The sequence below is a fragment of the Streptomyces sp. NBC_00247 genome, assembly GCF_036188265.1.
In the GTDB taxonomy this organism is placed as follows: Bacteria; Actinomycetota; Actinomycetes; order Streptomycetales; family Streptomycetaceae; genus Streptomyces.
Genome location: NZ_CP108093.1, coordinates 3,261,786 through 3,286,362, shown reverse-complemented (window position 1 = coordinate 3,286,362; position 24,577 = coordinate 3,261,786). Strand labels below are relative to the sequence as shown.

Sequence of the window (24,577 nt, the reverse complement as noted above, 5' to 3'; positions counted from 1 at the left end):
CGGAACAATCGACGGGGAGCGTTCCTGGGCCGAACGGGTGAGGGGCGCGGCCCGGGGACGCGTCCGTCCGGGTGTGCCCATGTTTCACGTGAAACAAGACAGCTCCCGGAGTCGAGGCCCGTCTTCCCCCGGTGGTCAGCGCCGTGCGGCCGCCGAGCGCTGTCGGCGGAGCAGCTCTGCCAGCCCGCGCCGGGTCGCGGCGATCACCACCCGGTCCTCGGCGTTGAGTACGTACTCGGGCGGGAGGTCCCAGATCAGCCCCGAGGTGCGCTGCCGGCTTCCCTCGGTGTCGTAGGCGCGTGCGCCGGCCAGGTCGGGTACCCGGTCACCGAGCGGGGTGGTGTCCAGAGCCAGCACCCGCCAGGCGCCGGCCCGGAACGCCTGAGCGACGGTGTGGCCCTCCAGTTGCGGATGTCCGCCCACCACCAGGGCGGCGAAGAGCATGACCTTCCGCTCGACCGGAACGGCTCCGAGGATCTGCCGGCCCATCATCGCCACGGCGAAGGAGGGGGCGGCCAGGTGGGTCACCGACCGGGAGCGGGTGGTGGCCTGCGGGTGGGCGGTGCGCAGGGTGCGGTAGACGACGGTCGCGAAATCGTCGTCGTAGAGCCGGAGCGCCACCCGCAGGTCGGGCTTGATCGACCGGGCGTAGAGCGTCGCTTCGAGGTTGGTCGTGTCGCGGCTGGTCAGGGCGAGCAGTGCGCGGGCCCGGCCGATCTTGGCCGCTTCCAGCACGCCTTCCTGGGTGACGTCGCCGATGACGGTCGGTACGTGCAGGGAGCGGGCCACCGGGATGCCCCGGGCGTTCGGGTCCTCCTCCACGACGACCACGGGGATGCCGAGCTCGCGGAGGCGTACGAGGACCCGGGTACCGATCTTGCCCAGGCCGAGCAGGACCACGTGGCCCGAGAGGCCGCGGGGTGGACGGCGCAGCGAGGAGGCGGTGCGCAGGGTGCCGAAGGCCTCCAGCACCGCCGCGATCAGCAGGGGGAGCAGCAGGAGCCCGGCCACCCCCGACAGCAGCTGGATGATCTTGCGCGCGGAAGGGGCCGTGTCCTCCGCCGGGTCTCCCATGGCGACGAGGTCGAGCAGGGTCAGGTACACGGAGTGCGGTGCGCTGTCACCGGTCGTCCGTACCGAGGCCACCGCCAGACAGACGACCGCTGCCGCGACCCCCAGCGCCGACCAGCGCAGCCGTCGCGAGAACACCTGGCTCAGCGGGGCGCCCCTGCCGCCCATCCGGACGGCGGGCCGGTCCGGGACCGACCGGCTGACGGCCTCCAGGACGACGGTGCCGCGCCCCGTCGCCGCCGCCACGGACCGCTCGTCCGGCAGCAACCGCGGCCCTTCGTCGCCGCTGCTGTCGGAGCCTTCGGCGCCGGCCGGGTCGACGCTGGTGGACGAGAGGAGCGCGAGGGTGCAGAGTCCCGGATCGGCCCGCTCGCCGGGGCCGGGCGGGGTGCGTTCGACCGCTCGCAGCAGCAGCCCCTCCGCCTGGACGACCTTGCTGCTGCCGGTCAGTGCCGTGGCGGCGAGGGCCGGGGCGACCGTGTCGGCGTCGGAGAGGACCGTGGTGCTCGCGTCCAGCGCGGCCGGGTCGAGCCCGGGGGCGGCGACGGCCGCGGCCTGGTCGAGCAGAGTCTCCAGGTGCAGGCCGAGCTTGCGGTTGTAGAGCCGGATCACCAGGCGGAGCCGGGGGTTGAGGCGCCGGGCGGTGAGCGCGGCCCGGATGTTGCGTTCGTCGTCCTCGTAGACGAGGGCGAGGGCGGCGGCACGGCCGATGCCCGCCTCCTCCAGAGCGTCGTCGGAGGGCTCCGCCGCCTCCAGGATGAGGACGGGCTCCACCCCGGCGTTGGTGTCGCTGTCGCCCGACCCGACGCCGTCCACGGGTGCGGAACCGGCACCGTTGCGGCTCATCGCCGCGGACATCCGGCCGAACAGGGCGGAAGCGCGTGCCCGTTGGTTCATCGGGAGGTCGGGCTGTGCGGAGTCCGGGCCGGGCGGAAGGATCAGGGCGACGCGTTCCCCGTAGACGTAACGCAGTTCCACCGCGAGTCGTCGGGCGAGTGCGTCGTCGCCGCAGACCACCATGTGGCCGGACACCGGTGGGCGTGGGGGGCGCTGCGGCTGCTGGGGTAGAGGGGACACGAAACCCAGCATGCCGTGCTCCTGTCGGGTCGGTGCGGGACTCGGCGATCCGGAGGCGGAGGCAGGGTCCGGCGGGAGCACGGAGGAGCGTGCGGCGGCGCGGACTCGCGTGCGGCGACGGCCGGAGAGCGGGCGCCCGGTCCGCCGACGGGGAGAGGGTGGGGAACCCGGTACCGGGTCCCGCGATGGGACCCGGTCGCCGGGCCGTTCCCCCGTCCACACCCCCGTTGTCACACCTGGTCGTTCCCCCGTGTGGTGCGGTACGGATCGTGTCATCCAAAGCGGCCCCCGCGCACTGCCGGAAACCGGCAGTCCTGGAGCGGGGGACTTGCCGGGCGGTGGCAGGGACGGTTGTGGGTTACATATATGTACGGGAAACGAGGGAGGGGAAGGGTTGATGGCGGAGTCGCGCATACCCGACGAGGTGCTGGGGAACTACGTCCGCGTCCTGGAGGAGGTGGCCGGGACGGGGAGGCGGTTGACGCACAAGGAGCTGGAGGAGCACCGCGACCTGGGCCGGGAAGCGGCGGAATCCGGGCTCCGGCTGCGCGAGCTGATCACCTTCCACCTCGCCCAGACCCGCGCGCACTGGCCGCGTACGGCGGCCCGGGGCGGTGCGGGCGCGACCGACGCGGTGCTGCACGCCGTGGAGCAGGCCGTGGACGTCTTCGCCGAGGGCTTCGAGCGGGCGCAGCGGCTGACGGTACGTCGTGAGGAGGCGGCCCGGCGCGAGTTCATCGACGACCTGCTCTACGGGCGCAGCGACCTCGGCCGCCTCGCGGAGCGGTCCACCCGGTTCGGCCTGCACCTCTCGCGGGCGCACGCGGTCGCGGTGGCCGTGGGCCCGGAGGCGTACACCGAGACGGACCTGGTGCCGCGCAGTGTGGAAGCGGCGATGCTGGCCCGGTTCAGCGGGCGGGAGATCTTGCTGACGACCAAGGACGGCCGTCTGGTCTGCGTCGCGCCGGGCAGCCGGCCGGAGGTGCTGCTCCACTTCGCCCAGCAGTCCCGTTCGGCGACCGGCGGCGGGCAGGTCGCCATCGGCCGCTCGCACCACGGACCCGGCGGTGTCGTCCAGTCGTACGACGAGGCCCTGGAGGCCCACGAGCTCGCCCGGCGGATGGCGCTCGACGATCCGGTGCTGCACGCGGCCGACCTGCTCGTCTATCCCGTGCTGACCCGGGACCGCCAGGCCATGGCGGACCTGGTGCGCAGTCGGCTGGGGCCGCTCCAGAAGGCCAGGGGCGGCGCCGAACCGCTGCTGCGGACCCTCTCGGCGTACTTCGACTCGGGGTGCGTGGCGGCGGAGACGGCCCGCCGCCTGTCGCTGAGCGTTCGGGCGCTGACGTACCGGCTGGAGCGCATCCACGAGCTGACCGGGTCGGACCCGTCCGACCCGGTGCACCGCTACACCCTCCAGACGGCGGTCATCGGCGCCCGGCTGCTGGACTGGCCCACGAAGGAGATCTGAACCCGCGCCCAGGGACCCGCGCACCCGGACGTCAGACCCCGACGTCCCTGCGCCGGAGGTCGTCGAGGGACTCGCGGCGTACGAGCAGCCGCGCGCTGCCTTCCGACACGGCGACCACCGGTGGCCGGCCGACGAGGTTGTACCCGGAGGCCATCGACAGGTGGTACGCCCCCGCCGCCGGGACGGCCAGCAGATCGCCCGGGTGCACGTCGCCGGGGAGTTCGACCGCGTCGGCCAGGACGTCGCCGGCCTCGCAGTGCCGGCCGACCACGGTCATCGTCCGCCCGGGTGCGGTGGAGGCCCGTCCGACCATGCGGGGCGCGTACCGCACCCCGTACAGCGCCGGGCGGGGGTTGTCGCTCATGCCGCCGTCGACGGCGACGAAGGTGCGGGTACCGGTGCGTTTGACCGCGAGTACCCGGTACACGGCGACGCCCGCCGGGCCGATGACCGCCCGCCCGGGTTCGACCGTCAGCCGGGGCACCGGCAGCATGGACCGTGCGCAGCCGGCGGCCAGTTCGGCGCGGATGCGCGAGGCGAGGGCGGGGATGTCGAGCGCGGGTTCGCCCGCCCGGTAGGCGATCCCGTGCCCGCCGCCCATGTCCAGTTCGGGCAGTACCACCCCGTGCTTGTCCCGGGTGCGGGCGAGGAGCCCCACCATCCGGCGCAGGGCGGACACGTACGGCGTGATCGAGGTGATCTGCGAGCCGATGTGGCAGTGCAGGCCCACGAGTTCGAGCCCCGGCTGACCGAGGACGCGATCGATGGCGTGCTGGGCCGAGCCGTCCATGAGGGAGAGGCCGAACTTCTGGTCGTCCGTGCCGGTGCGTACCGACGCGTGGCCACCGGCCGAAATGCCGGGCACGACGCGGATCATGACGGGCTGACGGGTGCCGTGCGGCACCAGAGCGGAGAGGCGCGCGATCTCGGAGGTCGAGTCGAGCACGATCCTGCCCACTCCGAGCCGCACGGCGGTGCTCAGGTCCTCCGGGCTCTTGGCGTTGCCGTGCAGCACGATCCGGTCGGCGGGGAAGCCCGCGCTGATCGCGAGGAGGAGTTCACCGGCCGAGCAGACGTCGAGCCCGAGGCCCTCCTCCCTGATCCACCGGACGACGGCCCGGCTGAGGAACGCCTTCGCCGCGTAGACGACGTCCGCCTCTTCGGGCGGGAAGGCGGCCCGGTAGGTCCGGCAGCGGTCGCGGACCTCGTGTTCGTCGAGCACGTACAGCGGGGTGCCGAACCGTTCGGCGGCCTCGGTCAGGGAGACCCCGCCCACGGTCATGTCCCCGTGCGGGCCGGGGCGGGTGGAGGCGGGCCAGACGTCCTGCGGATACGCCTGCCACGCCGGGGAGGCGCACGGGGCGAGGGCGGAGGGCGCGGTAGGGGAGGCGGCTGAGCGGCGGACTTCCCCGGCCGGGTCGTGGGACCCGGCCGGGGCGGGGGCGCCGGTGGGGCTTGGGGACCCGGCCGGCGCGGGGGTGGGGACGGGGACGAGCGGGGTGGTGGTCATGGCGCGGTCCCTTCAGCGTCCGTGGCGGACGAGCGCGGAGGCGTCGGGGACGCCCGGCGCGGCGGGAGTCGGGTCCGGCGCGGACGACGTGGTCGCGGCGGGTTGCGTGTGGGCGGCCCGCGCCGCGGTGTGCGGCACCGAGGGGTGCGGATCGGCGGCGCGCGGCGCGGAGAGCTGCGGGTCGACGGTGAGGGTACGGACGCCGAGCGGCGCGGCGAGGGCGCGCAGGGCGGGTTCGCAGAGGCGTACCCACGGCTGTCCGGCGCCCAGGGTGGCGACGAGCCGCACCTGAGAGGTGAACGCGACGGCGGTGCGCGCGCCGAGCGGGGTGCGGAAGAACAGCGCCCGGACGCTCGACGGACAGCGGGCGGAACCCGACCGGACGGGTACGAACAGGGGCCCGGCCGGGACGGATGCGAGTGGAGGTCCGGCCGGGACGGGTTCGAGGGGGTCGGGATCCTGCAGCGCGCTTTCCATGGTGCCTCCAAGCGTCGGCACGGGTCGCGGACGCGACCCGGCGGTTCGTCTTCGACGCTAGGTCCGCGGGCAGGAGGTGGCGCGGGTGGACGCCGGGCCCTGACGGGTACTTGACGCCGGACCGGGGTCACGTTGACGCGACCCTGATGCGGAGGGACTTCCAGCGTCCTCCGGGGCCCTTTCCGGGCCCCTTTTCAGGGACCCCTTCGGAGCAGCGGAACGCGGCCCGGTCGCGCGGAGGCAGGCGCCACGGTCCCGGTCGCGCGGAGGCAGGCCACGGTCCCGGTCGCGCGGAGGCAGGCGCCACGGTCCCGGTCGGGCGGAGACGGGACACGCCCCGGCCGTGGGGGCCGGGGCGTGTCGGGGTGCGGCTGCGGCTGGGTGCGTCCGGGGAGTCGGACGCGCCGGGGTGGTCCGGCTCAGAGGTCGAACTCGTGCGGCGGCAGGTCGAGTGCGAAACACGCCTCCCGGACCACGGCCTGCTCCGACTTGTCGAAGTCGCCGTCGGCGCCGCCGATGACGATGCCGATCTGGATGACCGCGCGCGCCTCGGCAGGCTTCTTCTTCGCCTTGCCGATCTCCTGGAGCACGGAGACCTTGCCGAAGGCGAAGTCCGCGGTGAGCTTGTCCACGTACGCGTTGAAGCGACGCTGGAGGTCGTCCGCGGGGAAGTTCTGGAGCACGTCGTTGCTCATGATCAGCTGGGCGACGCGCTGACGCTCGGACGGGTCGATGGAACCGTCGGCCGCGGAGACCAGGGCGCACATCGCCATGCTCGCATCGCGGAACGCCCCGCTCTTCAGGTCGTTCTTCTTCGCCTCCAGCTGCGTCTGCATCGTCGAGGCGGATTCCTTGATCCGGTCCCAAAGGGCCATGACGTCTCCATACGTTGCTTCGTGGTGCGTTGGCTGAACCGAAGGGAACTCTACAGACGTGTAGAAGGTGGCGCTCGACCCGGCGGGCTTTGCCCCGGAAAGACGGCTCAGTAGGATGCGGCGAATCGCTGAGCAGTGCCGGGGCCGCCCCGCCGTGACTGCGAGGGCTCGCACGAAGGGCGGACACCGCATGGGAAACGCCGGAAGGCACCAAGACGTTCCACCGGGGCGTGACACCTCACCGGGACCCGGCGTTCCGCCGGGCCGGCAGGGTTCGCCGGGGCACGCGGACGGGGTGGGCCCGGACGTCTCGCCGGGCCGTTCTCCGGACGTACCGTGCGACGGTGCTCCGGACAGCTCCCCGGACGGTTCCCCGGTGGGCGGCGCTCCGTCGGGCGCTGGGCGGCTGCGCAGGCGGGCTCAGGGCGAGCTGGAGGCGCAGGTGCTCGCGGTGGTGCGTGCGGGCGGCGGGCCGGTGACGGCGGGCTGGGTGCGCGAACGCCTCGAAGGCGGCCTCGCCCATACGACCGTCATCACGATCCTCTCCCGCCTCCACGAGAAGAACGCGGTCACCCGCACCCGCGCGGGCCGTTCCTACACCTGGACGAACGCCTCCGACGAGGCCGGCCTCGCCGCGCTGCGGATGCGCCGGGTACTCGACGGCGAACGGGACCGCGAGGCCGTCCTCGCCCGCTTCGTCTCCGCGCTCACCCCCGGCGACGAGGAGCGTCTGCGCGCTCTGCTGTCCCGGGCCGCGCAGGCCGGGCCGGACGCGGCCGACGCCACGGAAGGCCGATGACGATGAGGGAACGATGGGTGTCTTCGTCTACCTGCCACTCGTACTGCCGCTGACCGCGCTTCCCGTCGCGAGGCTGGCCGCACACCATCTCCACCCGCGCAGCGCGACCCGTCTGCTGGCCGCCGCCGGTACGACGCTCGCCCTGTGCAGCACCCTCTGTCTCGCCCTGCTGATGGTGATCGGTACGGCCCGGCTCCCGGGCAATCCGCTGCCGGACGGCTGGTCGGACCCCGAGGTCCGGGCCGCGCTGCCCTACGAGGACCGGACGGGCCTGGTGGCCATCGGCGTTCTGGCCGTGGTGGTGGCCGGTTGCGGGGCGACGCTGGTACGCCATGTCCGTACCCGGTACGCCGCGACCCGCGCGCTGAAGGCGTCGGAGCGGGCGGCGGGGCAGAGGCCGGAGGCGGCGGGCGAGGTGTACGGGAGCGGGGCGTGCGTGGTGGAGTCCCCCGTCCCCTACGCGTACGCGCTCCCCGGGCGCTGCCGCCCGGCCCACCGCCGTGGCGCCCGGACGGGTGGCCGCAGGAGTGGACGGAGAGGGGGCACGGGCCGGGTCGTCGTCTCCAGCGCCCTGCTCGGCTGTCTCGAACCGCCCGAGCGCCAGGCCTTGTTCGCCCATGAGCGGGCCCACTTGGCGGGGCGTCACCACCGCTATCTGCTGCTGACCCAACTCGCCGCGCGCGCCAACCCGTTCCTGGTGCCCCTGCGTACGGCGGTGGCGTACAGCACCGAGCGCTGGGCCGACGAGGAGGCGGCACGGGTGGTGGGGAGCCGTCGCGTGGTGGCGCGGGCGGTGGGCAAGGCGGCGCTGGTTTCGGCCGGATCGCCGTACGAGGGCCTGGCCGCCTTCGCGGTGGAAGGGCCCGTACCGCGCCGCGTCGCCGCCCTCCTCGACCCTGCCCCGACCGCCCGTTTCTGGCCACCCGCATCGACCCATCTGTTCCTCGCCGCGCTGACGGCGACGGTGGGCACGGCGGCGTCGGCGCTGTCGTCGGTGAACGCCACGGTTGCCCTGGTGCGCATCCTGCACGCGGCCACCTCGTTGTAGCCGTCGCACCCTGCGGTGCCGTGCTTGGGGATTCCGGGGTCGGCCGGTAAAGACGGCGCGCCGCGTGCAGTACACAACTGTTGCTGTGTACGGGAACGATGACAGCGGTGTCGTGGGTCCAGGACTTCCGGGCAGGGGGTCGCCCGGATGGCTCATAGTGATCACACAGCAGGTCCCCCCAGCAGATCACCGGCAGCCCGTGGAGACGTCTCTCCCCGGCCGCCCTCTCCCCGGGAGCGTCACCATGGCTTCGGCCCTCCGCACCAAGACCGCCGTCCTCGTCGCCGCGGCCTTCGCGAGCACCCTGCTCCTCACGGCCTGCCAGGGCAGCGACTCCGACGCGGCCTCGGACACCGGCGCGCAGGACACGAACACCGGCGCACCGCTGGAGACGGCTCCCTCGGCGTCGGCCGCGCAGGACGCCCCGTCCGCCACCGCCTCCGAGAGCGGCAGCGGAACGAGCGGTGGCAGCGCCACCTCGGGCGGGGACACGGCGTCGGGCGACCCGGAGACGGTGATCGAGGGCATCGACCAGGGCAAGGGCGTCAACGGCACCTGGAACGGGAAGGTGACCTTCCTCGCCCCCGGCAAGTACACGGTGGTCGGCTCGGACGGCACCGAGCAGCAGTTCTTCGTCTCCGAGGACACGGACATCGAGGGCACCGGCGACATCTGCGGCGTCGAGGACGGCCAGGCGGCGATGCCGTGCAGCGAGGAGATGCTGGAGTCCGCCACCAAGGGGGACGGCGTCGCCGCCGAGGTCGTCGTCGTGAACGGGATCGCCAAGAGCATCGTCGACAACCACTGACGCGCACCGCCGGACCGCCGGCGGGTCAGGACCGAGGTCTCCCGCTCCCCGGGAACAGCATCGGCTGTTCCCGGACGAGGAGCGGGAGACCTCGTGGCGTCACGGGCCCGGGCCGCCGACGCCTGTGCGGCCGAGGCTGGTGCCGTCGGGGCTCGTGCCTCGGAACGTCAGTCGCGGACCTCCCCGGCGTGCTCGGGCGTGAGGTCGTCGTGCGTGGGCCGTACGTACGTGGTGGCGGTGTCCTTGGATGCTTCGGTGGTGCCGGCGGAGCCGGTACGGGTGCCGCGCATCGCCTTGATCCGGAGGACCGCCGGTTCGGTCCAGCGGGCGGTGAGCGGACCGAGGATGACCAGGATCAGTACGTACGCGGTGGCGATGGGCCCGATGCGCGGCTCGGTCGCGACGGCCAGGCCGGCGATGACGATGGAGAACTCGCCGCGGGCCACGAGCGTGCCGCCGGCCCGCCACCTGCCACGGGACTTGATGCCCGCGCGACGGGCCGCGTACCAGCCGGTGAAGATCTTGGTGAGCATGGTGACGACCGCGAGCAGTGCCGCCGGGAGCAGGACCGGCGGGATGTCGGCCGGGTTGGTCGAGAGCCCGAAGAAGACGAAGAACACCGCCGCGAAGAGATCCCGCAGCGGCGTGAGCAGCTTGCGGGCTCCCTCGGCGACCTCGCCCGAGAGCGCGATGCCGACGAGGAACGCGCCCACGGCCGCCGAGACCTGGAGCTCCTGCGCCAGCCCGGCGACGAGCACGGTCAGACCGAGGACGACGAGGAGCAGCATCTCCGGGTTGTCGGAGGAGACGGCCCGGCTGATGAGCCGGCCGTGGCGCAGCGCCAGGTAGAGGACGAACCCCACGGTCCCGAGCGCGATCAGCAGCGCGATGCTGCCTCCGGCGAGCCCGACTCCGGCGACCATGGCGGTCAGCAGCGGCAGGTACACCGCCATCGCCAGGTCCTCGATGACGAGGACGCCGAGGATGACCGGGGTCTCCCGGTTGCCGAGGCGCCCCAGGTCCGTCATCACCTTGGCGATCACACCGGACGAGGAGATCCAGGTGACCCCGGCCAGTGCGACGGCCCCGGCGGGCCCCCAGCCGAGGATCAGCGCGGCGACGGCGCCGGGGGTCGCGTTGAGGACGAAGTCCACGAGACCGGAGGGGTACTGGGTCTTGAGGCTCGTGACCAGTTCGGAGGCGCTGTACTCGAGCCCGAGGAGGAGCAGCAGCAGGATCACGCCTATCTCGGCGCCGACCGCGGTGAACTCCTCACTCGCGCCGAGCGGCAGCAGCCCGCCCTCGCCGAACGCGAGACCTGCCAGGAGGTAGAGGGGAATCGGCGAGAGACCTATCCGGCCGGCGAACCGTCCGATGATCCCCAGCCCGAGAATGACGGAGCCGAGCTCCACCAGCAGTGCGGTCATGTCGTGCACGATCAGCCCTCCGCAATGATCTCGGAGAGCGTGTCGACGCCCTCACGGGTACCGACGACGACGAGCGTGTCGCCGATGGCCAGCCGGAAGTCGGGCCCCGGCGACGGGTGCGCACTGTGCGTCCGCAACACCGCGACGATCGACGCCCCGGTCCGGGTCCGTGCCCGCGTGTCCCCCAGCACCCGTCCTCCGTAGGGCGAACGCGAACCGAGCGGGATGTGCTCGGTGACCAGGTCGATGCCCTCGGTCCGTACGGCGTCGATCGGCGCCGTATCGATGAGGTGGGCGAGCGCGGTCGCCTCGTGCGTCGTCAGGGGTACGGACAGCCGGCACGAATCTGGGTCGTCCTGCTCGTAGAACCCGATGAACCGGCGCCCGTCGTGGTGGACGACGACGGAGATGTGCTGGCCCGACTCGGTGATGAAGTCGTACTGAGTGCCGACTCCGGGCAGCGTGGTGCGGCGGGTTCCCATGGCTTCCTCCCGAGAGGCGCGCCGGTGCGTGCGGCGCCCCTTGTCAGCTCTTGGTGATCTCTTTACCTTTCCATACCTTAACGCGATCCATACGCGGGGCCGGGAGCCAGGGGCGGTAGTGGGGTGTATAAGGGCGTCGGCGGACAGCCCCGGCCGCCCGGCGGCGGGAAATCCGTTTCCGACGTCGGGCGGAGTGGCCGCACACTGCGGGCATGGACGAGACGAGTGTCACTTCCCGCAGCCGTACCTGTGGCACCACCACCGAGGCCGAGATCCCGTCCACGCGCTCCGGCGAACTGCTCGGTCACCCGCCCGGAGAACGTCTGTTGATCGTCAACTGTGACGACTTCGGGATGTACCCCGCCATCAACGAGGCGGTGGTGGAAGCGATCGAGCAGGGCGTCGCGGGCTCGTGCAGCCTGATGGTTCCGTGCCCGGCCGCACCGGACGCGATGCGGCGACTGCTCCGGCGGCCGGAGGTCTCGTTCGGCGTCCACCTCACGATGGTCTGCGAGCTGCCCGGTGCCCCCTGGGGTCCGGTGAGCGACAGGGGGCAGGTGCCGTCCCTGCTGGACCCCATGGGCAGGTTCTTCGCCCCGACCCCCTCCGGCCGTGGGGTGCTCCTCGCCCAAGCCCGGATCGAGGAAGTGGAGCGGGAGTTCCGGGCCCAGATCGACACCGTGGCGGACGCCGGGCTCACCCCCACCCACCTGGACTTCCACTGCCTCGCCGACGGTGGCCGCGACGACATCTTCGACCTCACCGTGTCCCTCGCCGCCGAGTACGGCCTCGCCGTCCGCGCCTGGCTGGGCCCCGCGCGCGAGGCCATGCGCCGGCGCCGCCTGCCCGTCAGCGAGAACGACTTCCTGGACAGCTACGCCCTCCCGCTCGACGGCAAACCTTCCCGGTACGTCCAGCTCCTGCGCGATCTGCCGCCCGGCCTCAACGAATGGGCGGTCCACCCGAGCCTCGGCACCCGGGAGTCCCGGGTCCTGGACGAGGGCTGGCGCGTACGACGTACGGACTACGAGTTCCTGGTCTCGCCTCAGGCGCGCACGGTACTGGCCGAGGAGGGCATCCGGCTGGTCGACTACGCGGAGGTGCGGCGGGTCTGGCAGGAGTGGGCCCGCGGGGGACGCCTCGGGCGTTGAGCGGAGCCGTGGCGTGGTGGCCGAAACGTCACCCGCCCCCGGCCGGAGCCCCCACCCCCGTGGGTACGTGGCTTTCCGCGCGTGCGCGCAGCTCCTCCACGCCGGGGACCTTGCGGTACTTGTCGAGTCGGGTGCGCATGTCCTCGGTGGCTTCGGTGACCTTGACGGAGCGGATGCCTTCGGCGCAGTCGAGGAACTCGGTCCAGGTGGCGAGGGCGGCGTCGAGGTGGCCCTGGCGGAGGTGGATCTGGCCGAGGTCGGCGAGGATGATGGCCCGGCTGCGGCGGCGGTCGATGCCGTGGATCTCCAAGGACTCGCGGAGGTGGCCGGTGGCGCTGTCCAGGTCGCCGAGGCGGGCGAGGATCATGCCGGAGTGGTGGGCCCAGCGGCCGATGCTGAAGTGGGAGGCCCAGGATTCGCCGGGGGCCGCGTCGGGGGTCTTCTCGATCGCGGTCTGGGCGGCGGTGAGGGCCCGGGTGGCGAGGCGGTGGTCGCCGTCGAGGGCGGCGGCGTCGGCGAGGGTGGTCTGGAAGTAGGAGACGGCGCGCGGGTCGTCCAGCGCTTTCGCGCTGTCGACGCAGCGTTCGGAGAGGCGCAAGGCCATCGCGCCGTATTTGGGGCCGAGGTCGATCGCCTGAACGGCCAGTCCCCGCAGTGCCGTTGCGGAGAGTTCGGCTTCGTCCGCGGCGACGGCGAGGCCGTAGGCGTGGGCGTAGTACTGCTGGGCCATGCCCTGGTTGCCCTCGTCCTGGGCCATCCAGCCCGCCAGGTGCACGAGTTGGGAGGTCGCGGCGAACAACTCGCGGCCGATGGCGTCCGTGTAGCTGCCGTCGAGCCAGGGGGCGACGTCCTCGGTGAGATAGCGGACGGCGAGGTGGCGGGCGTGTCCGCCGCCGAGTTCGGCGGCGGTGTCGCCGAGGGCGCGGGTCATCTGGCGTACGGCGGCTACCTCGCCGGTGCCGACGCGTAAGCCGCCGACGCGGTTGGTCCGGCGGGTGACGCTCTCCGGGTCGGGCAGGTTCAGAGCGCCCAGAGCGTGGGCGCCCGAGGCGGCCAGGAAGTTTCGCCGAAGCACGTCGCTCCTCCCCAACTCGACGACTGACGCCACGGTATCGAGGCCCGCAAGGGGGCGGGAGGCGGATCGTTGAGCGGGTACGGAGGGTGTGGGGCGTGGCGGGTCGGTGTCGAGGCCGAGTACGTCGGCGATGTACGGCAGCCAGTAGTCGGGTTTCCGGCGGCCTGCCATCCATCGCCGTACCGACTGGCGGTCGAGGCCGTTCGGTCCGCGCCCTTCGGCGATGCCCAACTCCCGGGCGAGTTTGCTCGGACCCCAGCCTCGTGCCGCGCACGCCTGGCGGATCAGCTCGCCGATCTCCTGGGATTCGGGCACCTTGCGCTCACTCCTTCACCAGGGCGGGTCCTCCCGGCCTGGCCTACGCGGGACTACATGTGGCCCACAGCCTGGCATCTCCTCACTGTGCGTGTGCGCGAGTTCACTGAACGGCATCCCTCCGGGAGTTCAGATCCACCCTTCGCACCGAAAGAGGTGAGTTCGCGATGGGCTCAGCCAGCGGAACCAGCGGAAACAACCGGACGAGCGGGAGCAACCGGACGAGCGGGAGCAACCGGACCGGCGGAAGCAACCGGGCGAGCGGGAGCAACCGGACCGGCGAAAGCAACCGGACCAGCGGGAGCAACGGGACCAGTGGGAGCAACGGGACCGGCGGAAACAGCGGGGCGGGCGGTGGCACTGGTGCGGGCGATGCCGGCACGTCCGGTGCGGCTCCGGGGCACTGCACGCCGCCCGGCATCTGCGGTTCGTACGGTGGGGCGCCGTACGGGGGGGCCGGAGGGGCCGGGTACGGCGGTGTGACGTACGGGGTTCCGTCGTACGTGGGTACGCCGAACACGGGTGTGCCGGTCAGTCGCGCGGATCTGGCCGCCGACGTGCAGCTGGCCCTCGACCTCGCCCGGGGGCGGGCGACGGGCGAGGCGGCGGACGCCCTGCGGGCCCGTCTGCGCCGCGCCATCGTCGCGTACGCCCCGATGGCCGACGCGTACGCCGCGCAGCTCGCGGACTCCCGGGCGCGGGAGATCGTCACGCACATGGTCTGCCACGCGTGGGCCGTGGCGCAGGACCCGGGGCAGGACCCGGCGGTCAATCTCCGGCTGCTGGCGAAGGCCGTGGACCATCTTGCGCGGTACGCGGCGGCGGCACGCCACATGGCCCCGAACGACAGAGACGCGGGGGCTTGTTGAGCGTCCGGGACCCGCACCGCTCGGCCCGGTGGCCGAGCGGCTTTGCCATTTCTTTACAACCCGGGGTGCCGCTGCCTCGTCTCTCCGCACGTTCCGTTTCCCGGCCCGCCCGTCCCGGTGGGCCGACGACGAAGGAGAGCAGTTCATGCGCCGAACCACCCTGAGTCTGATGACGCTCGTCTGTGCCGCCGCGCTTGCCACCGCCGCCGGCCCCGCCTTCGCGGACGGGCCGACGCCGGCCCCGGTTCCGACCGCCTCGGTCTCCGCCGTCCCCGGCGAGGCTCCGACCGCTGCCCCGGCCCCGGCCACCGCGGAGCCTCAGGTCGCCACGGAGGCCGCCACGGAGCCTCCCTCCCCGGTCCCCGCCGAGGACGCCCAGGTCTCCGCCGTACCGGCCGGAGCGCCGAACACCGGTGAGGTCGCCGGGCAGTCGGGCGGCGGTGACGGGGCGTTGATCGGCGGCGCTGCCGCCGTGGTGCTGGGGGCCGGCGCGGCCGTGTTCCTCGTACGTCGCCGCCGCTCCCTCGCGGTGAGCGGCGTGAACGGGGCGGCCGGGGCGTGACCTCGTACTCCAGGCGGGCCTTCGGGATCGCCGCCGTGGCCTCGCTGCTCGCCGGTTGTGGCAGTCGTGCGGGCGGTGGGAGCGGTACGGGTGATGTGCGGGCGGGGGCTGCCGTCACCCCCGCGCCCGGTGGCGGGCCGTCCGCGAAGGGCTCGCCCCATGTCGGGGCGGAGCCGGACGCGTTGGCGCGCTCGCTGCCGCTGCGGTTGGAGGTTCCGGCGATCGGGGTGGACACCCCGGTCGTCCGGCTGGGCCTGGAGGCGGACGGCACGGTGGAGGTGCCCGCGATCACCGCGCACGACCGGGCGGGCTGGTACGAGCACGGGCCGACCCCCGGCCAGAGGGGCCCGGCTGTGATCCTGGGACACGTGACGGTCGGGTCGTACGGCGACGGGGTGTTCCGGCGCCTCGGGGAACTGCGGGCGGGGGACCGGGTCGTGGTGCGCCTGAAAGACGGGACGGCGGCCGAGTTCTCCGTCTTCGCCACCCGGACGGTGGCGAAGGCGGAGTTCCCCACCCAGCAGGTCTACGGCAACGTGGACCGACCCGAGCTGCGGCTCATCACCTGCGGTGGGGCCCGCGACGACGACGGCGGCTACCAGGACAACGTGATCGTCTTCGCGGCCCTAGCCGGGTCGGGCGGGACCGCGTCCCACCCGGGAGCCCGATGAAGCGGGCCCTCGGGAGGAGCGACAGGAGCGACCGGCGCGGCCGGCACGACCAGGCCGCGTCGGAGCTGTTCGCCGTCCTCTATCCGCGTCTCGCCGGGTGGTGCCGCCGCCTGGTGGACGACGACGGGACGGCGCACGAGATCGCCTCGGAGGCGTTCACCCGGCTCTGGGCGCGGTGGACTTCGGTGGACGAGCCGCGCGGGTACCTCTACGTCACCGCCGCCAACCTCGTACGCGACCACTGGCGTTCGCTGGAGCGCGAGCGCAAGGCGGTACGCCGGGTGGTCGCCGAGGAGGTCGTCGGCGGTCACGCCGAGCAGGCCGACCCCTCGGTGCGGATGATGGTGCAGTCGTTGCCCGAACGGCTGCGCGTGCCGATCCTGTTGCATTACTACGCGGACATGCCGATCCGGGAAGTGTCCGCGCTGACCGGGCGGAAGGAAGGGACCGTCAAGGCCGATCTCCACGCGGCCCGCGAACTGCTCCGCGCCCACCTGAGGAGAAGCCTTGATCACACGCGTTGACGAGGAGCCGGAGTTCGAGCCCGACGACCCGCTCGCCGTCATCCTGCGGCCCACCGGCGACCGTCTCGGTCCGCCCCCGGGCCGGTACGAGGCGATCCGCCGCAGCGCGGCCGGCCGGAGGTACCGTCGGGCCGCCGCCGGGGTCGGTGTCGCGTGCGCGGTCGCCGGGCTGGCGGTCCTGCCGTTCCGCCTGGCGGCGGGCGGGGACTCACCGGGCGTGCCGGTCCTCCCCGCGTCTCCGGCCTCCCCCCTCTCCCCCGCGTCACCGGTGCCGTCCCCGGCCACCCCGGCCCCGTCCGGACCTCCCTCGACCGGGCAGCCACCCACACCGGCCCCCACCCCGACGGTGTCCGGAGCGGGGCCCGTCCCGCAGGAGCCCTCCGCCGGGTCCTCGGCCTCCGCCGTGCCGTCCCCGGTCGCCACGGACCCGAACTTCACGGGCCCCGTCGCCACGGTCCCGGCTTCCGCCGACCCGGGTGGCGACGCCCCCGCCGCCGTCGCCACCGCCGCGCCCACCAGCACACCCACCGGCCGCTGAGCGGCGAGGGTCGCCTGCGGCCCCCTGGTCGCACGGCCTGCGCGGGGTCCGGTGCGGGGGTCCGGTACGGCGTCAGCCGTGGAACCACACCGGGCCCCGCCTGCCGTTGCCGGGCGGGGCACCGTGCCTCTCCGAACACCGTGCCCCGTCCGGCACCGGCTCAGGAGCCGTCGATCGGCTTCCGCACCTCGGGCGGGAACTCGGCGTCGTCCGCGTCGGAGTGGACCGCGAAGAACGTGGCGGTCTCCGGTGTGTCGCCGACCCCGACGGCGAGTTCGGGCGAGATGCCGTCCACCGCGTAGGCGGTCCCCGTCCCGCCGGGGGCTCCTCGGCCCTGCCGGGGGACTCCTCGGTCCTGCCCGTTCCGCCGGTGTCGTCGCAGGGGTTCGAGGTCGCGGCGCCCAGCTTCTTCCCGGCGGTGAATTCCACCTTCGCCGCGTCCCAGTACGACCTGTCCGGGTGGGCGAAGTCGGCGACGCGCGGTCCCCCTGTCGCCACCACCCACGCCCCTGGCCGCGCACGCGGCAGGGGCCCGACTCCGCCCCGGCCGCGCGGTGTCGGCCGCCTCTCCCGGACCGCCCGCGAGGAGCGAGGTACGGGGCGCGGGAACGCGGGAGTCCACCGCTCACCCTTTCGAACTGATGACCCGTCCGGAGCCATGACTCAAGCGGCAGTTGGGGTCTCTGGGTGCATGTGTCCGGTGGCGGGCCGTTCGTGTCCTGAGGGGTGTTACGGGTGTTGTACGGTGACCCCGTCATCACGCTATGTGTGCGAACGCGCACATAGCGCGGCCCCCGGCGGTGTAACAGCACCGTCCCGAGGGCCTTCACCGCTATGGACAAGCAGAGAGAAAGGTCCACAGGGATGCTTTGGCATGCTATCTCGCCGGTGTCGGACACCGGCAGGCGTTCGAGGTCACTGGTCGGCTCGCGCCGGATGAACAGCGACGCGAAGATCATCGTGTTGTACGTGGAGGGGCTCCCCGACGAGGAGCGTCTCGGCTTGCTGGGACCGCTGTCGGATTACGCCCGGGCGGCCGGCATCGATTCCGGTCCGTACAAGAGGGCCAAGAGGTTTCTGAAGCGCGAGGGCTACTTGCACCAGTGGTCCTACCCCTACGACGGGGGCCGGTGGGCGACCGCGCAGATCCTGGCGAACGCGCCTATCACTCCGCAGGAGGCGAAGGCGGTCTGGGCGCGCCGGGAGCATGAGACGGTCTGGTCCGACGAGGGGCCGGGCGAGGGACCGGGCGAAGGGCCGGGCGAGGTGTCGGGAGAAGGGCCTGGCGGCGGCTCGGACAGTTGCTCGCACCGGGGGCCGGGCAGGAGGTCGAGCTGGGGACCGGCCGGAGGGTGGGCGCCCCGGGACAGTGCGTTGCCGCAGGTCAATCCGAGTGACGTGGGTCCGCCTGCCGGTCGGCTGCACGGGCGGAGGGGCGGCGGCTACCCACCTGACGGACAACTGATGGCGCGCTCGTCCCACCTACCTACCAGCGTGGTGGAGAACTCGAACGCCGAACGAGTCGGGTACGCACGCCGGTTCGAGCTGGGGCCCCTGCTCACGGACGAGTCCGACAGCGGCTTCTGGGCGGATCCGCCGGAGTGGCTGATCGAGCAGGACCCGGTGGGGGTCCCGGCGGCGCCGGTCGTGCGGGCCGAGGTTCCGCAGCCGAGGACCGCCCCGGTGATCGCTGCCGCGCCCCCAGGGGCGTACGTACGGGCGACGGAGGACGGGCGGGTGCGTGCGCCGTGGACCGAGCCGGTGCGCGTGTGCGGGCCTTCGGCCGCCCCCGCCGCCGCCCCCGCACCCGTCCCGCAGTCGGTGGACGGGCCCGCCCCCGCGCCCGCGGCCGCCTCCGTTCTTGAACCCGAAAGCGTTCCCGTACCCGAACGCGTTCCCGTGGCCGTTCCCGTAGCCGCTCCCGCTCCCGTGGCGGAGGCCCCGGAGGCGGCGCGGGGGAAGGACTGGACGTCCGAGATGGTGCTGGCGGAGCAGGTGCTGCTGTCGCTGAGGAAGGAGACGAAGCAGCTGCACCTGGGGCAGTACGAGGTACGGGGCCTGGTGGACAAGGCGGCGGAGTGGCTGCGGCGCGGTGTGTCGGCCGCCGACATGCGATACGTGCTGAGCTCTCAGCTGCCGAAGGACGGGGTGAGATCGGCCGTCGGGTTCGTGCGGCACCGGCTGACGGAGAAGATGCCGCCCGAGCCGGGCCGCAGACGTGTCGTGGGGGGAGCCGTGGCGCCGGGGGCCTCGCGTCCCCGGGGTGTGGACCGGCCCGGCAGCGTGGTCCTGGTGCCGGGCCGGGGGTGGGTGTCCGAATCGGGCGAGGAGCTCGACCGGGAGGGACCGCCCCAGGTGCCCCTGGTGGTCTGCGAGGGGCCCGGGGACGAGCACATGCTCCGGGCGCACGGCGGGCGCACGAAGTGCGAGAAGTGCCAACAGGCGGAGGCGTTCGCGCTGTGGGCGGCCCGACGGGACGCGGACGCGCGGGCCCGGGGCGAGGACGGGCTTGCCGGGGACGGCTCCGGCGGCTGGCGCGACCGCCTCGCCGGGCTCGCCTCACCGGTCGGCGCGGGTGCACGACCCCCGGAGCACCCGGCGGACGAATGAGGCCGCCCGCACACCTGAAGGCTGCGGGACGGCCTTCGGGCGCGGACGGCCCCACTCGGAGCGGGCAGCCCTCAGTCGGTGACCTCGATCTTCCCGTCGCCCTTCGCGTTCCCCCCGTCCGTGCCGCTCGGCTCCGCAGCCGCCTCGGAACCCGCCGCCACGGCGGCTGCCGGTGCGCCGGTCCGGGAGGCGGTGAGGTTCTTGAGGAGCGAGGCGAGGTCGACGCCGGTCGTGGAGGTGAGCAACTCCATGCCCTGCGCGACGTTGTCGGTGACGGTGCGTGCCAACTGGCTCGCTCCGTCGGTGGAGATGACCGTCAGCTTGTCGATGGCGCTCAGCGGCTCCGCCGCCTTGGCGACGACCTTGGGCAGCACCTCCACCAGCATCTGCAGGACGGCCGCGTCGCCGTACTGCGCGAAGGCGTCGGCCTTCTTCCGCATGGCCTCGGCTTCCGCCGCACCCCGGGCGGCGATGGCGGCGGCCTGGGCCTCGCCCTCGATGCGTACCGCCGCCGCCAGTGCCGAACGCTGGAGCTTCTCGCCCTCACCGGTCAGCCGTGCGCGGTCGGCGGTGGCTTCCGCCTCCTTGACCTTGGCGATACGGCGGGCCTCCGCCTCCTGCTCGGCCTGGTACCGGGCGGCGTCGGCGGGCTTGCGGACGCGGGTGTCGAGCTCGCGGTCGGTCAGCGCGGCCTGGCGCTGGGCGACCTTCTCCTGCTCCTGGAGAACCTCCTGCTGACGGGCGGCCTCGGCGAGCGGCCCTGCGGCGTTCGCCTTGGCGGCGGCCACCTCGGTCTCCACCCGGATCTCGGCCTGCTTCAGGTAGAAGGTCCGCTCGGCGACGGCGATGTCCTCGGCCGCCTTCAGCCGGGCCTGCTCGGAGGTCCGCCGCGAGTTGGCCTCGGCGATGTCCGCCTCCTGCTTGGCGCGGGCTGCCTCGGGGCGGCCCAGGTCCTCCAGATAGGTGCCCTCGGTGGTGATGTCGTGGATCTGGAAGGCGTCCAGGATCAGACCCTGGCCGGAGAGGCTGGCCTCGGCCTCCTCCGCGACCTGACTGGCGAAGGCGGCGCGGTCGCGGATGATGTCCTCGACCGCCATCCGGCCGACGATCGCGCGCAGCGAACCCGAGAGGACCTCCTGGGTGAAGCCCGCGATCCCCGCCTGCTGGCGCAGGAACCGCTGCGCGGACGCCCGGATCGCGTCCTCGCTGCCACCGACCTTGACGATCGCGACGCCTTCGAGGTTCGCCTTCACCCCGCGCAGGGTGACGGCCCCGCGCACCTTCACCGGGATCTGCCGGCTGGAGAGGTCGAGGGTGTACCGCTGCTGCACGAACGGCACCACGAAGACGCCGCCGCCGACCACGACCTTCTGGCCGGTGTTGTCGATGCTGGTCAGACCGGTGACCGGGTCCGTGTGCTTCTTGCCCCGGCGGCCGGTGATGATGAACGCCTCGCTCGGGCCGGCGACTTTGTACCGGGTGACGACGGCGAGGCCGAGAAACACGAACAGAACGACGATGCCGATGACGGAGATGACGACTGGACTCATGTGGTGATGCCCCCTGGCCCGCCGTCCGTTCGGGCGGCGGATTGTTCAACGACCGTATGTTTTACGGGCGTTCTACCGGGCGTACCGTGACCGACGAGGTGGACAAGGTGGCCTCCACCCAGATCTCGGTGCCCTGTGCGACGGGTGCGGCGCTCTTCGCCGCGTACTTGACGGTGTGCCCGGCGTGGCGCAGCAGCACCTCGCCGTATCCGCCTGCCGGAATGGCGGTGACGACGGAACCGGTGGTGCCGATCAGGTCGTCGCCGCGCGGTGTGGGGTCCGTGCGGTCCTGCATCAGGGACCGGCTGAACTTCCAGGTCAGCCAGGCCGCGACCAGTCCCGCGAGGCCCCCGCTCGCCAGGGCCGCGGCCAGTCCCGCCCCGGTGGTGCCCTGCACGATCGCTCCGCCGAAGCCGAGCATCGAGAGGAATCCGGCGATCACCGGGAGCGAGAGCAGGCCGTCGAACAGTCCGTTGAGCAGGCCCCCGAAGAGCCCCCCGAAGATCCCCTCCAGGATGCCGTCGAAGAGCAACGACAGAGCGAGCAGGGTGAGTCCCGCCGCACCCAGTGCGAGCAGAAGCGTCACTTCGTACCCCCTTGAGCTTTCGGGCCCCCCGGCCCGGCTCCGTGGCGAGACGACCGGAGCGTCTCACGGCCCGGGGCCCACCGTCACTGCCGGGAACCGGCAGTCTTGGAGCGGCCTCGATGCCGGATGATTGCCCGGTCGGACGGGGGGACGAACCATTCCGCGCCCGTGGTTCCCGCGCCCGGGGCGCGTACGGCTCTCAGCGCTTGACCAGTGCGAGCAGGCTCAGGCCGAACATCAGCACCCCGAGCGGGAGATGGACCGAGGGGACGTGCGCGATACCGAGCACGACCTGCACCGACGCGAGGACCAGGAAACCGCTCGCGTGCCAGATCGGCCGGACCGGACCGCCGCCCGGCTTCCACGCCAGTACCGCCGCGAGGAGGTACAGCATCGACGCCGCGTACATCACCCGGGCGCCCACGCCGTGCAGCGTCTCGCCGTAGGAGGCGGTCAGCAGCAGCCCGGCGGAGACCGCTTGGAGGAAGATGGTCAGGGTCTGCAGGGCTATCGCGATCCGCAGGAACGAGAAGCGGCGCTCCGCCGCCTGCCGTGCCGTCGCCCGCTCCGTCGTCGTGTGCTCGGTCGTCGCCCGGGTCGTCATGGCCACGGTCCCCCTTCTGCTCCGCCCCGGAGGGCAGTCGGTCGGTAAGGTCTTGACCGCCCGACGACACGGGCCCGGGAAAGGTAAGGCGAGGGGGCGGCAGGGATGGGTACGGCGGGAGCGCGCACCGACGAGGTCGCCGGAGAACGGCGCCAACTCATCAACATCGCCTACCGGTTGCTCGGCTCGCTCGCCGAGTCCGAGGACGCCGTGCAGGAGGCGTACACCCGCTGGTACGCGCTGGCGCCCGCACGGCGGGACGAGGTCGCCGCCCCCGGCGCCTGGCTGACGACCGTGACCGGCCGGATCTGCCTGGACGTACTCGGCTCGGCGCGGGCGCGACGCGAACGGTACGTCGGCTCCTGGCTGCCCGACCCGCTGCGCGATCCGCTGCCCGGCCCGGCCGGGCGGGACCGGGACGGCGGGGCCGACCCCGCCGATCTGATGGTCCTGGACGAGTCGGTGACCATGGCCTTCCTCGTCGTACTGGAATCGATGACCCCCGCCGAGCGCGTGGCGGTCGTCCTGCACGACGTGTTCCGCTACCCGTTCGCCGAGATCGCCGACGTCCTCGGCCGGACCCCGGCCGCCTGCAAACAGCTCGCCGCCTCGGGACGGCGGCGGTTGCGCGAGGAGCGCGCGCCGGTGACGGCGGCCGGCCGGGGCGACGTGGTGCGGCAGGTCAAGGAGGCCTGGGAGACCAGGGACATCGCGGCCCTCGTCGGCCTCCTCGACCCGGCCGCGGTGCTGACCGCCGACGGCGGCGGCCTGACGAGCGCCGTCCTGCGCCCCGTCGAGGGCGGTGCGCGCATCGCCGCCTACATGGCCGCCATCGCCGACCGGGCTCCCGGCCTCGAACTCCTGGAACGCTCGGTCAACGGCACACCGGGCCTGGTGGCCCGGAGCGGGGGCACCGTCCTGACGGTCGCGTCGTTGGAGATCGCCGACGGCCGCGTCACCCGCCTGTGGGTGGTCCGCAACCCGGAGAAGCTGCGCCCCTGGCTGCACGACGCCTGAGGGAGGGCTCGCGTCAGACGGCCCCGATGGCGGTGAGCTGCTCGGCCAGTTTGTCGACGGACTGGAAGGTCGCGCCGATCAGTGCCACGTGCTTCCACCTCAGCACACCGTCCGGGCCGATGAGGAACACCGAGCGGCGCACCCCGATACCGGGCGCGGCGACCCCGTACGCGCGGGCGACCGCGCGGTCCGCGTCGGCCAGCAGCGGCATCCGCAGCCCCCGGCCGCGGGCGAAGCTCTCGTGACTGTCCACACCCTGTGGACTGATTCCCCAGACGTCCGCGCCGAGCCCCTCGAAGACCTCCAGACCCGAGGAGTACGAGCAGAGCTGCCGGGTGCAGACCGCCGTGTTGTCGCCGGGATAGAAGGCGAGGATCAGCGCCCGGCCCGGCGCGCTGTCGCGGAAGTAGTCCCGGCGCACGAACTCCTCGCCCACGAGCTCCCCACCCGGGAGGGTGAACTCCGGTGCCGGGGCGCCGATCTGAGGACCTGATGCCATGATGTCTCCTTCGTCCGGGGAATGTTCGCGGCGAGGTGCCCGCCGCGCAGGGGTTCCTACGAGAATGTGCCCAGGTGCTCCGCACGAGCATGCTCCTCGTAAGGGCGAACCGTCCCACCACCCAGGAGGTGCGCGTGGCCCCGCAGATGCCCTCGGCAGCGGTGCTCGTCCTGCACGGCGGCCGGGCCAGAGGGACCGAGCCGCCGCCGCCCGGCCTGCTCAACCTCCCCGGCCTGCGGATGTGGCCGTTCATCCGGTCCCTCGTCCGGGCGACCGGGGAACGCGCGAGCGGGGAACCGAGGACCGGAGAACGGCCGCCCGGCGAACACGCGACCGGCGAACCGGCGATCGGCGGGCGCCGCGGTGACGGGAGCCCCTGGGGCCCCGTACTGGTGCGCCGGGTGCGGTACGGCCACCGGGGGTGGAACGGCGAGCGGGACGACGCCTTCCACGACGCGGTGCAGGCCCTGGACGAGCTCCAGGACGAGGCGGGTGACCTGCCGGTGATCCTGCTCGGCCACTCCATGGGTGCCCGCGCCGCCCTGCGCGCCGGAGGCCACCCCCTGGTCCGCGGGGTCGTCGGGCTCGCCCCCTGGTGCCCGCCCGGCGACCCGGTCACCCAGCTCGCCGGGCGGGACGTGGTCCTCCTGCACAGCACCCGCGACCGGGTCACCAGCCCGCAGGCCACCCAGTCCCTGGCCACCCGCGCCCGGCGCGCCGGAGCCCGTACCTGCCTGATCACCGTGCGGGGCAGCGACCACGCGATGATCCGCCGCGCCCCCGCCTGGCACCGCACCACGACCGCGCTCGTCACCGGACTGCTGGGCCTGACCCCGGTGCCCCACGCGGTCGCGGAGGTCCTGCGGCTCCCCGTGAGCGCGGAGGCCACGGCCGGAACGCTGGACTTCGACGGACTCCCCGCCCGCTGACCCCCGGGCCCGGGGGCCCCGCGTCTGCGGAT

The 24,577-nt window shown here is 73.3% G+C and carries 25 protein-coding genes and 1 pseudogene; 13 read left to right on the top strand and 13 right to left on the bottom strand.

Translation table 11 applies throughout. The annotated features are described in order from the left end of the window. Window positions 1–135: 135 nt before the first annotated feature. Window positions 136–2,160: an NAD-binding protein gene (locus OHT52_RS13930; RefSeq protein ID WP_328720466.1), complete on the bottom strand. Its 2,025-nt coding sequence runs from the start codon at window positions 2,158–2,160 to the stop codon at window positions 136–138. Between the two features lie 385 nt (window positions 2,161–2,545). On the opposite strand from OHT52_RS13930, the gene OHT52_RS13925 reads away from it, so the two are divergent. Then, window positions 2,546–3,619: a PucR family transcriptional regulator gene (locus OHT52_RS13925; RefSeq protein ID WP_328720465.1), complete on the top strand. Its 1,074-nt coding sequence runs from the start codon at window positions 2,546–2,548 to the stop codon at window positions 3,617–3,619. A gap of 31 nt (window positions 3,620–3,650) precedes the next feature. Here OHT52_RS13925 and lysA read toward each other — a convergent pair whose 3' ends face one another. The 3 genes from lysA to OHT52_RS13910 all read right to left on the bottom strand — a co-directional run bounded on the left by lysA (window position 3,651) and on the right by OHT52_RS13910 (window position 6,481). After that, a complete protein-coding gene (gene lysA / locus OHT52_RS13920) occupies window positions 3,651–5,129 on the bottom strand; it encodes a diaminopimelate decarboxylase (protein ID WP_328720464.1) in 1,479 nt (492 codons plus the stop codon). A gap of 12 nt (window positions 5,130–5,141) precedes the next feature. Next, complete coding sequence (locus OHT52_RS13915; protein ID WP_328720463.1) at window positions 5,142–5,606, bottom strand: SAV_915 family protein; 465 nt, start codon at window positions 5,604–5,606, stop codon at window positions 5,142–5,144. A gap of 419 nt (window positions 5,607–6,025) precedes the next feature. Beyond that, window positions 6,026–6,481, bottom strand: a complete 456-nt coding sequence (locus OHT52_RS13910) for a tellurite resistance TerB family protein (RefSeq protein ID WP_328720462.1) — start codon at window positions 6,479–6,481, stop codon at window positions 6,026–6,028. A gap of 376 nt (window positions 6,482–6,857) precedes the next feature. Here OHT52_RS13910 and OHT52_RS13905 point away from each other — a divergent pair, with 376 nt between their 5' ends. The 3 genes from OHT52_RS13905 (at window position 6,858) to OHT52_RS13895 (ending at window position 9,136) form a co-directional block, all read left to right on the top strand. Further along, window positions 6,858–7,280, top strand: a complete 423-nt coding sequence (locus tag OHT52_RS13905; protein ID WP_328720461.1) for a BlaI/MecI/CopY family transcriptional regulator — start codon at window positions 6,858–6,860, stop codon at window positions 7,278–7,280. A 13-nt stretch (window positions 7,281–7,293) separates the two neighbouring features. Continuing rightward, window positions 7,294–8,328, top strand: a complete 1,035-nt coding sequence (locus tag OHT52_RS13900) for a M56 family metallopeptidase (RefSeq protein WP_328720460.1) — start codon at window positions 7,294–7,296, stop codon at window positions 8,326–8,328. A 244-nt stretch (window positions 8,329–8,572) separates the two neighbouring features. Next, entirely contained in the window at window positions 8,573–9,136 is a 564-nt protein-coding gene (locus tag OHT52_RS13895) for a hypothetical protein (protein ID WP_328720459.1), read from the top strand. Between the two features lie 167 nt (window positions 9,137–9,303). On the opposite strand, the gene OHT52_RS13890 is transcribed toward OHT52_RS13895, so the two are convergent. After that, window positions 9,304–10,572, bottom strand: a complete 1,269-nt coding sequence (locus OHT52_RS13890; protein WP_328720458.1) for a cation:proton antiporter — start codon at window positions 10,570–10,572, stop codon at window positions 9,304–9,306. A 2-nt stretch (window positions 10,573–10,574) separates the two neighbouring features. After that, entirely contained in the window at window positions 10,575–11,045 is a 471-nt protein-coding gene (locus OHT52_RS13885; RefSeq protein WP_328720457.1) for a cation:proton antiporter regulatory subunit, read from the bottom strand. A 212-nt stretch (window positions 11,046–11,257) separates the two neighbouring features. On the opposite strand from OHT52_RS13885, the gene OHT52_RS13880 reads away from it, so the two are divergent. Beyond that, window positions 11,258–12,196 carry a polysaccharide deacetylase family protein gene (locus OHT52_RS13880; RefSeq protein ID WP_328720456.1) on the top strand — a complete coding sequence of 313 codons (939 nt, stop codon included), beginning with the start codon at window positions 11,258–11,260 and terminating at the stop codon, window positions 12,194–12,196. Between the two features lie 28 nt (window positions 12,197–12,224). On the opposite strand, the gene OHT52_RS13875 is transcribed toward OHT52_RS13880, so the two are convergent. Further along, window positions 12,225–13,586 carry a helix-turn-helix domain-containing protein gene (locus OHT52_RS13875; RefSeq protein WP_328720455.1) on the bottom strand — a complete coding sequence of 454 codons (1,362 nt, stop codon included), beginning with the start codon at window positions 13,584–13,586 and terminating at the stop codon, window positions 12,225–12,227. 503 nt (window positions 13,587–14,089) lie between these two features. Between OHT52_RS13875 and OHT52_RS13870 the strand changes: the two genes are divergently transcribed. The 5 genes from OHT52_RS13870 (at window position 14,090) to OHT52_RS13850 (ending at window position 16,750) form a co-directional block, all read left to right on the top strand. Beyond that, a complete protein-coding gene (locus OHT52_RS13870; protein ID WP_328720454.1) occupies window positions 14,090–14,455 on the top strand; it encodes a hypothetical protein in 366 nt (121 codons plus the stop codon). Window positions 14,456–14,600: 145 nt separating this feature from the next. After that, the gene (locus OHT52_RS13865; protein ID WP_328720453.1) at window positions 14,601–15,017 is read left to right on the top strand and encodes a sortase-dependent protein; all 417 of its coding nucleotides are present in this window, start codon (window positions 14,601–14,603) and stop codon (window positions 15,015–15,017) included. Continuing rightward, on the top strand, window positions 15,014–15,688 hold the full coding sequence (locus OHT52_RS13860) for a class F sortase (RefSeq protein WP_328720452.1): 675 nt from the start codon (window positions 15,014–15,016) through the stop codon (window positions 15,686–15,688). Before OHT52_RS13865 ends, OHT52_RS13860 begins: the two co-directional genes overlap by 4 nt. Continuing rightward, window positions 15,685–16,212 carry an RNA polymerase sigma factor gene (locus OHT52_RS13855; protein WP_328720451.1) on the top strand — a complete coding sequence of 176 codons (528 nt, stop codon included), beginning with the start codon at window positions 15,685–15,687 and terminating at the stop codon, window positions 16,210–16,212. The genes OHT52_RS13860 and OHT52_RS13855 overlap by 4 nt, the downstream gene beginning before the upstream one ends. After that, entirely contained in the window at window positions 16,196–16,750 is a 555-nt protein-coding gene (locus OHT52_RS13850; RefSeq protein WP_328720450.1) for a hypothetical protein, read from the top strand. The genes OHT52_RS13855 and OHT52_RS13850 overlap by 17 nt, the downstream gene beginning before the upstream one ends. 160 nt (window positions 16,751–16,910) lie before the next feature. Here OHT52_RS13850 and OHT52_RS31475 read toward each other — a convergent pair whose 3' ends face one another. Next, window positions 16,911–17,132 (bottom strand): DUF6281 family protein, encoded by a 222-nt coding sequence (locus OHT52_RS31475; protein WP_443046790.1) that lies wholly within the window; start codon window positions 17,130–17,132, stop codon window positions 16,911–16,913. Beyond that, window positions 17,108–17,410 (bottom strand): annotated as a pseudogene (locus tag OHT52_RS31470) (DUF6281 family protein); the annotation flags it as partial. The gene OHT52_RS31475 and the pseudogene OHT52_RS31470, both read right to left, overlap by 25 nt. 204 nt (window positions 17,411–17,614) lie before the next feature. On the opposite strand from OHT52_RS31470, the gene OHT52_RS13840 reads away from it, so the two are divergent. After that, entirely contained in the window at window positions 17,615–19,360 is a 1,746-nt protein-coding gene (locus OHT52_RS13840) for a hypothetical protein (RefSeq protein WP_328720448.1), read from the top strand. A gap of 71 nt (window positions 19,361–19,431) precedes the next feature. Here OHT52_RS13840 and OHT52_RS13835 read toward each other — a convergent pair whose 3' ends face one another. The 3 genes from OHT52_RS13835 to OHT52_RS13825 form a co-directional block, all read right to left on the bottom strand. Beyond that, complete coding sequence (locus OHT52_RS13835; protein WP_328720447.1) at window positions 19,432–20,910, bottom strand: flotillin family protein; 1,479 nt, start codon at window positions 20,908–20,910, stop codon at window positions 19,432–19,434. 61 nt (window positions 20,911–20,971) lie between these two features. Beyond that, a complete protein-coding gene (locus OHT52_RS13830; RefSeq protein WP_328720446.1) occupies window positions 20,972–21,496 on the bottom strand; it encodes a hypothetical protein in 525 nt (174 codons plus the stop codon). A gap of 199 nt (window positions 21,497–21,695) precedes the next feature. Next, window positions 21,696–22,100, bottom strand: coding sequence for a hypothetical protein (locus tag OHT52_RS13825; RefSeq protein ID WP_328720445.1), 405 nt, complete (start codon window positions 22,098–22,100; stop codon window positions 21,696–21,698). A gap of 105 nt (window positions 22,101–22,205) precedes the next feature. On the opposite strand from OHT52_RS13825, the gene sigJ reads away from it, so the two are divergent. Further along, window positions 22,206–23,117, top strand: a complete 912-nt coding sequence (gene sigJ / locus OHT52_RS13820) for an RNA polymerase sigma factor SigJ (RefSeq protein ID WP_328720444.1) — start codon at window positions 22,206–22,208, stop codon at window positions 23,115–23,117. A gap of 13 nt (window positions 23,118–23,130) precedes the next feature. Here sigJ and OHT52_RS13815 read toward each other — a convergent pair whose 3' ends face one another. Further along, window positions 23,131–23,616: a peroxiredoxin gene (locus OHT52_RS13815; RefSeq protein ID WP_328720443.1), complete on the bottom strand. Its 486-nt coding sequence runs from the start codon at window positions 23,614–23,616 to the stop codon at window positions 23,131–23,133. Between the two features lie 134 nt (window positions 23,617–23,750). On the opposite strand from OHT52_RS13815, the gene OHT52_RS13810 reads away from it, so the two are divergent. Next, window positions 23,751–24,545 (top strand): alpha/beta hydrolase, encoded by a 795-nt coding sequence (locus OHT52_RS13810; RefSeq protein ID WP_328723731.1) that lies wholly within the window; start codon window positions 23,751–23,753, stop codon window positions 24,543–24,545. Window positions 24,546–24,577: the final 32 nt, after the last annotated feature.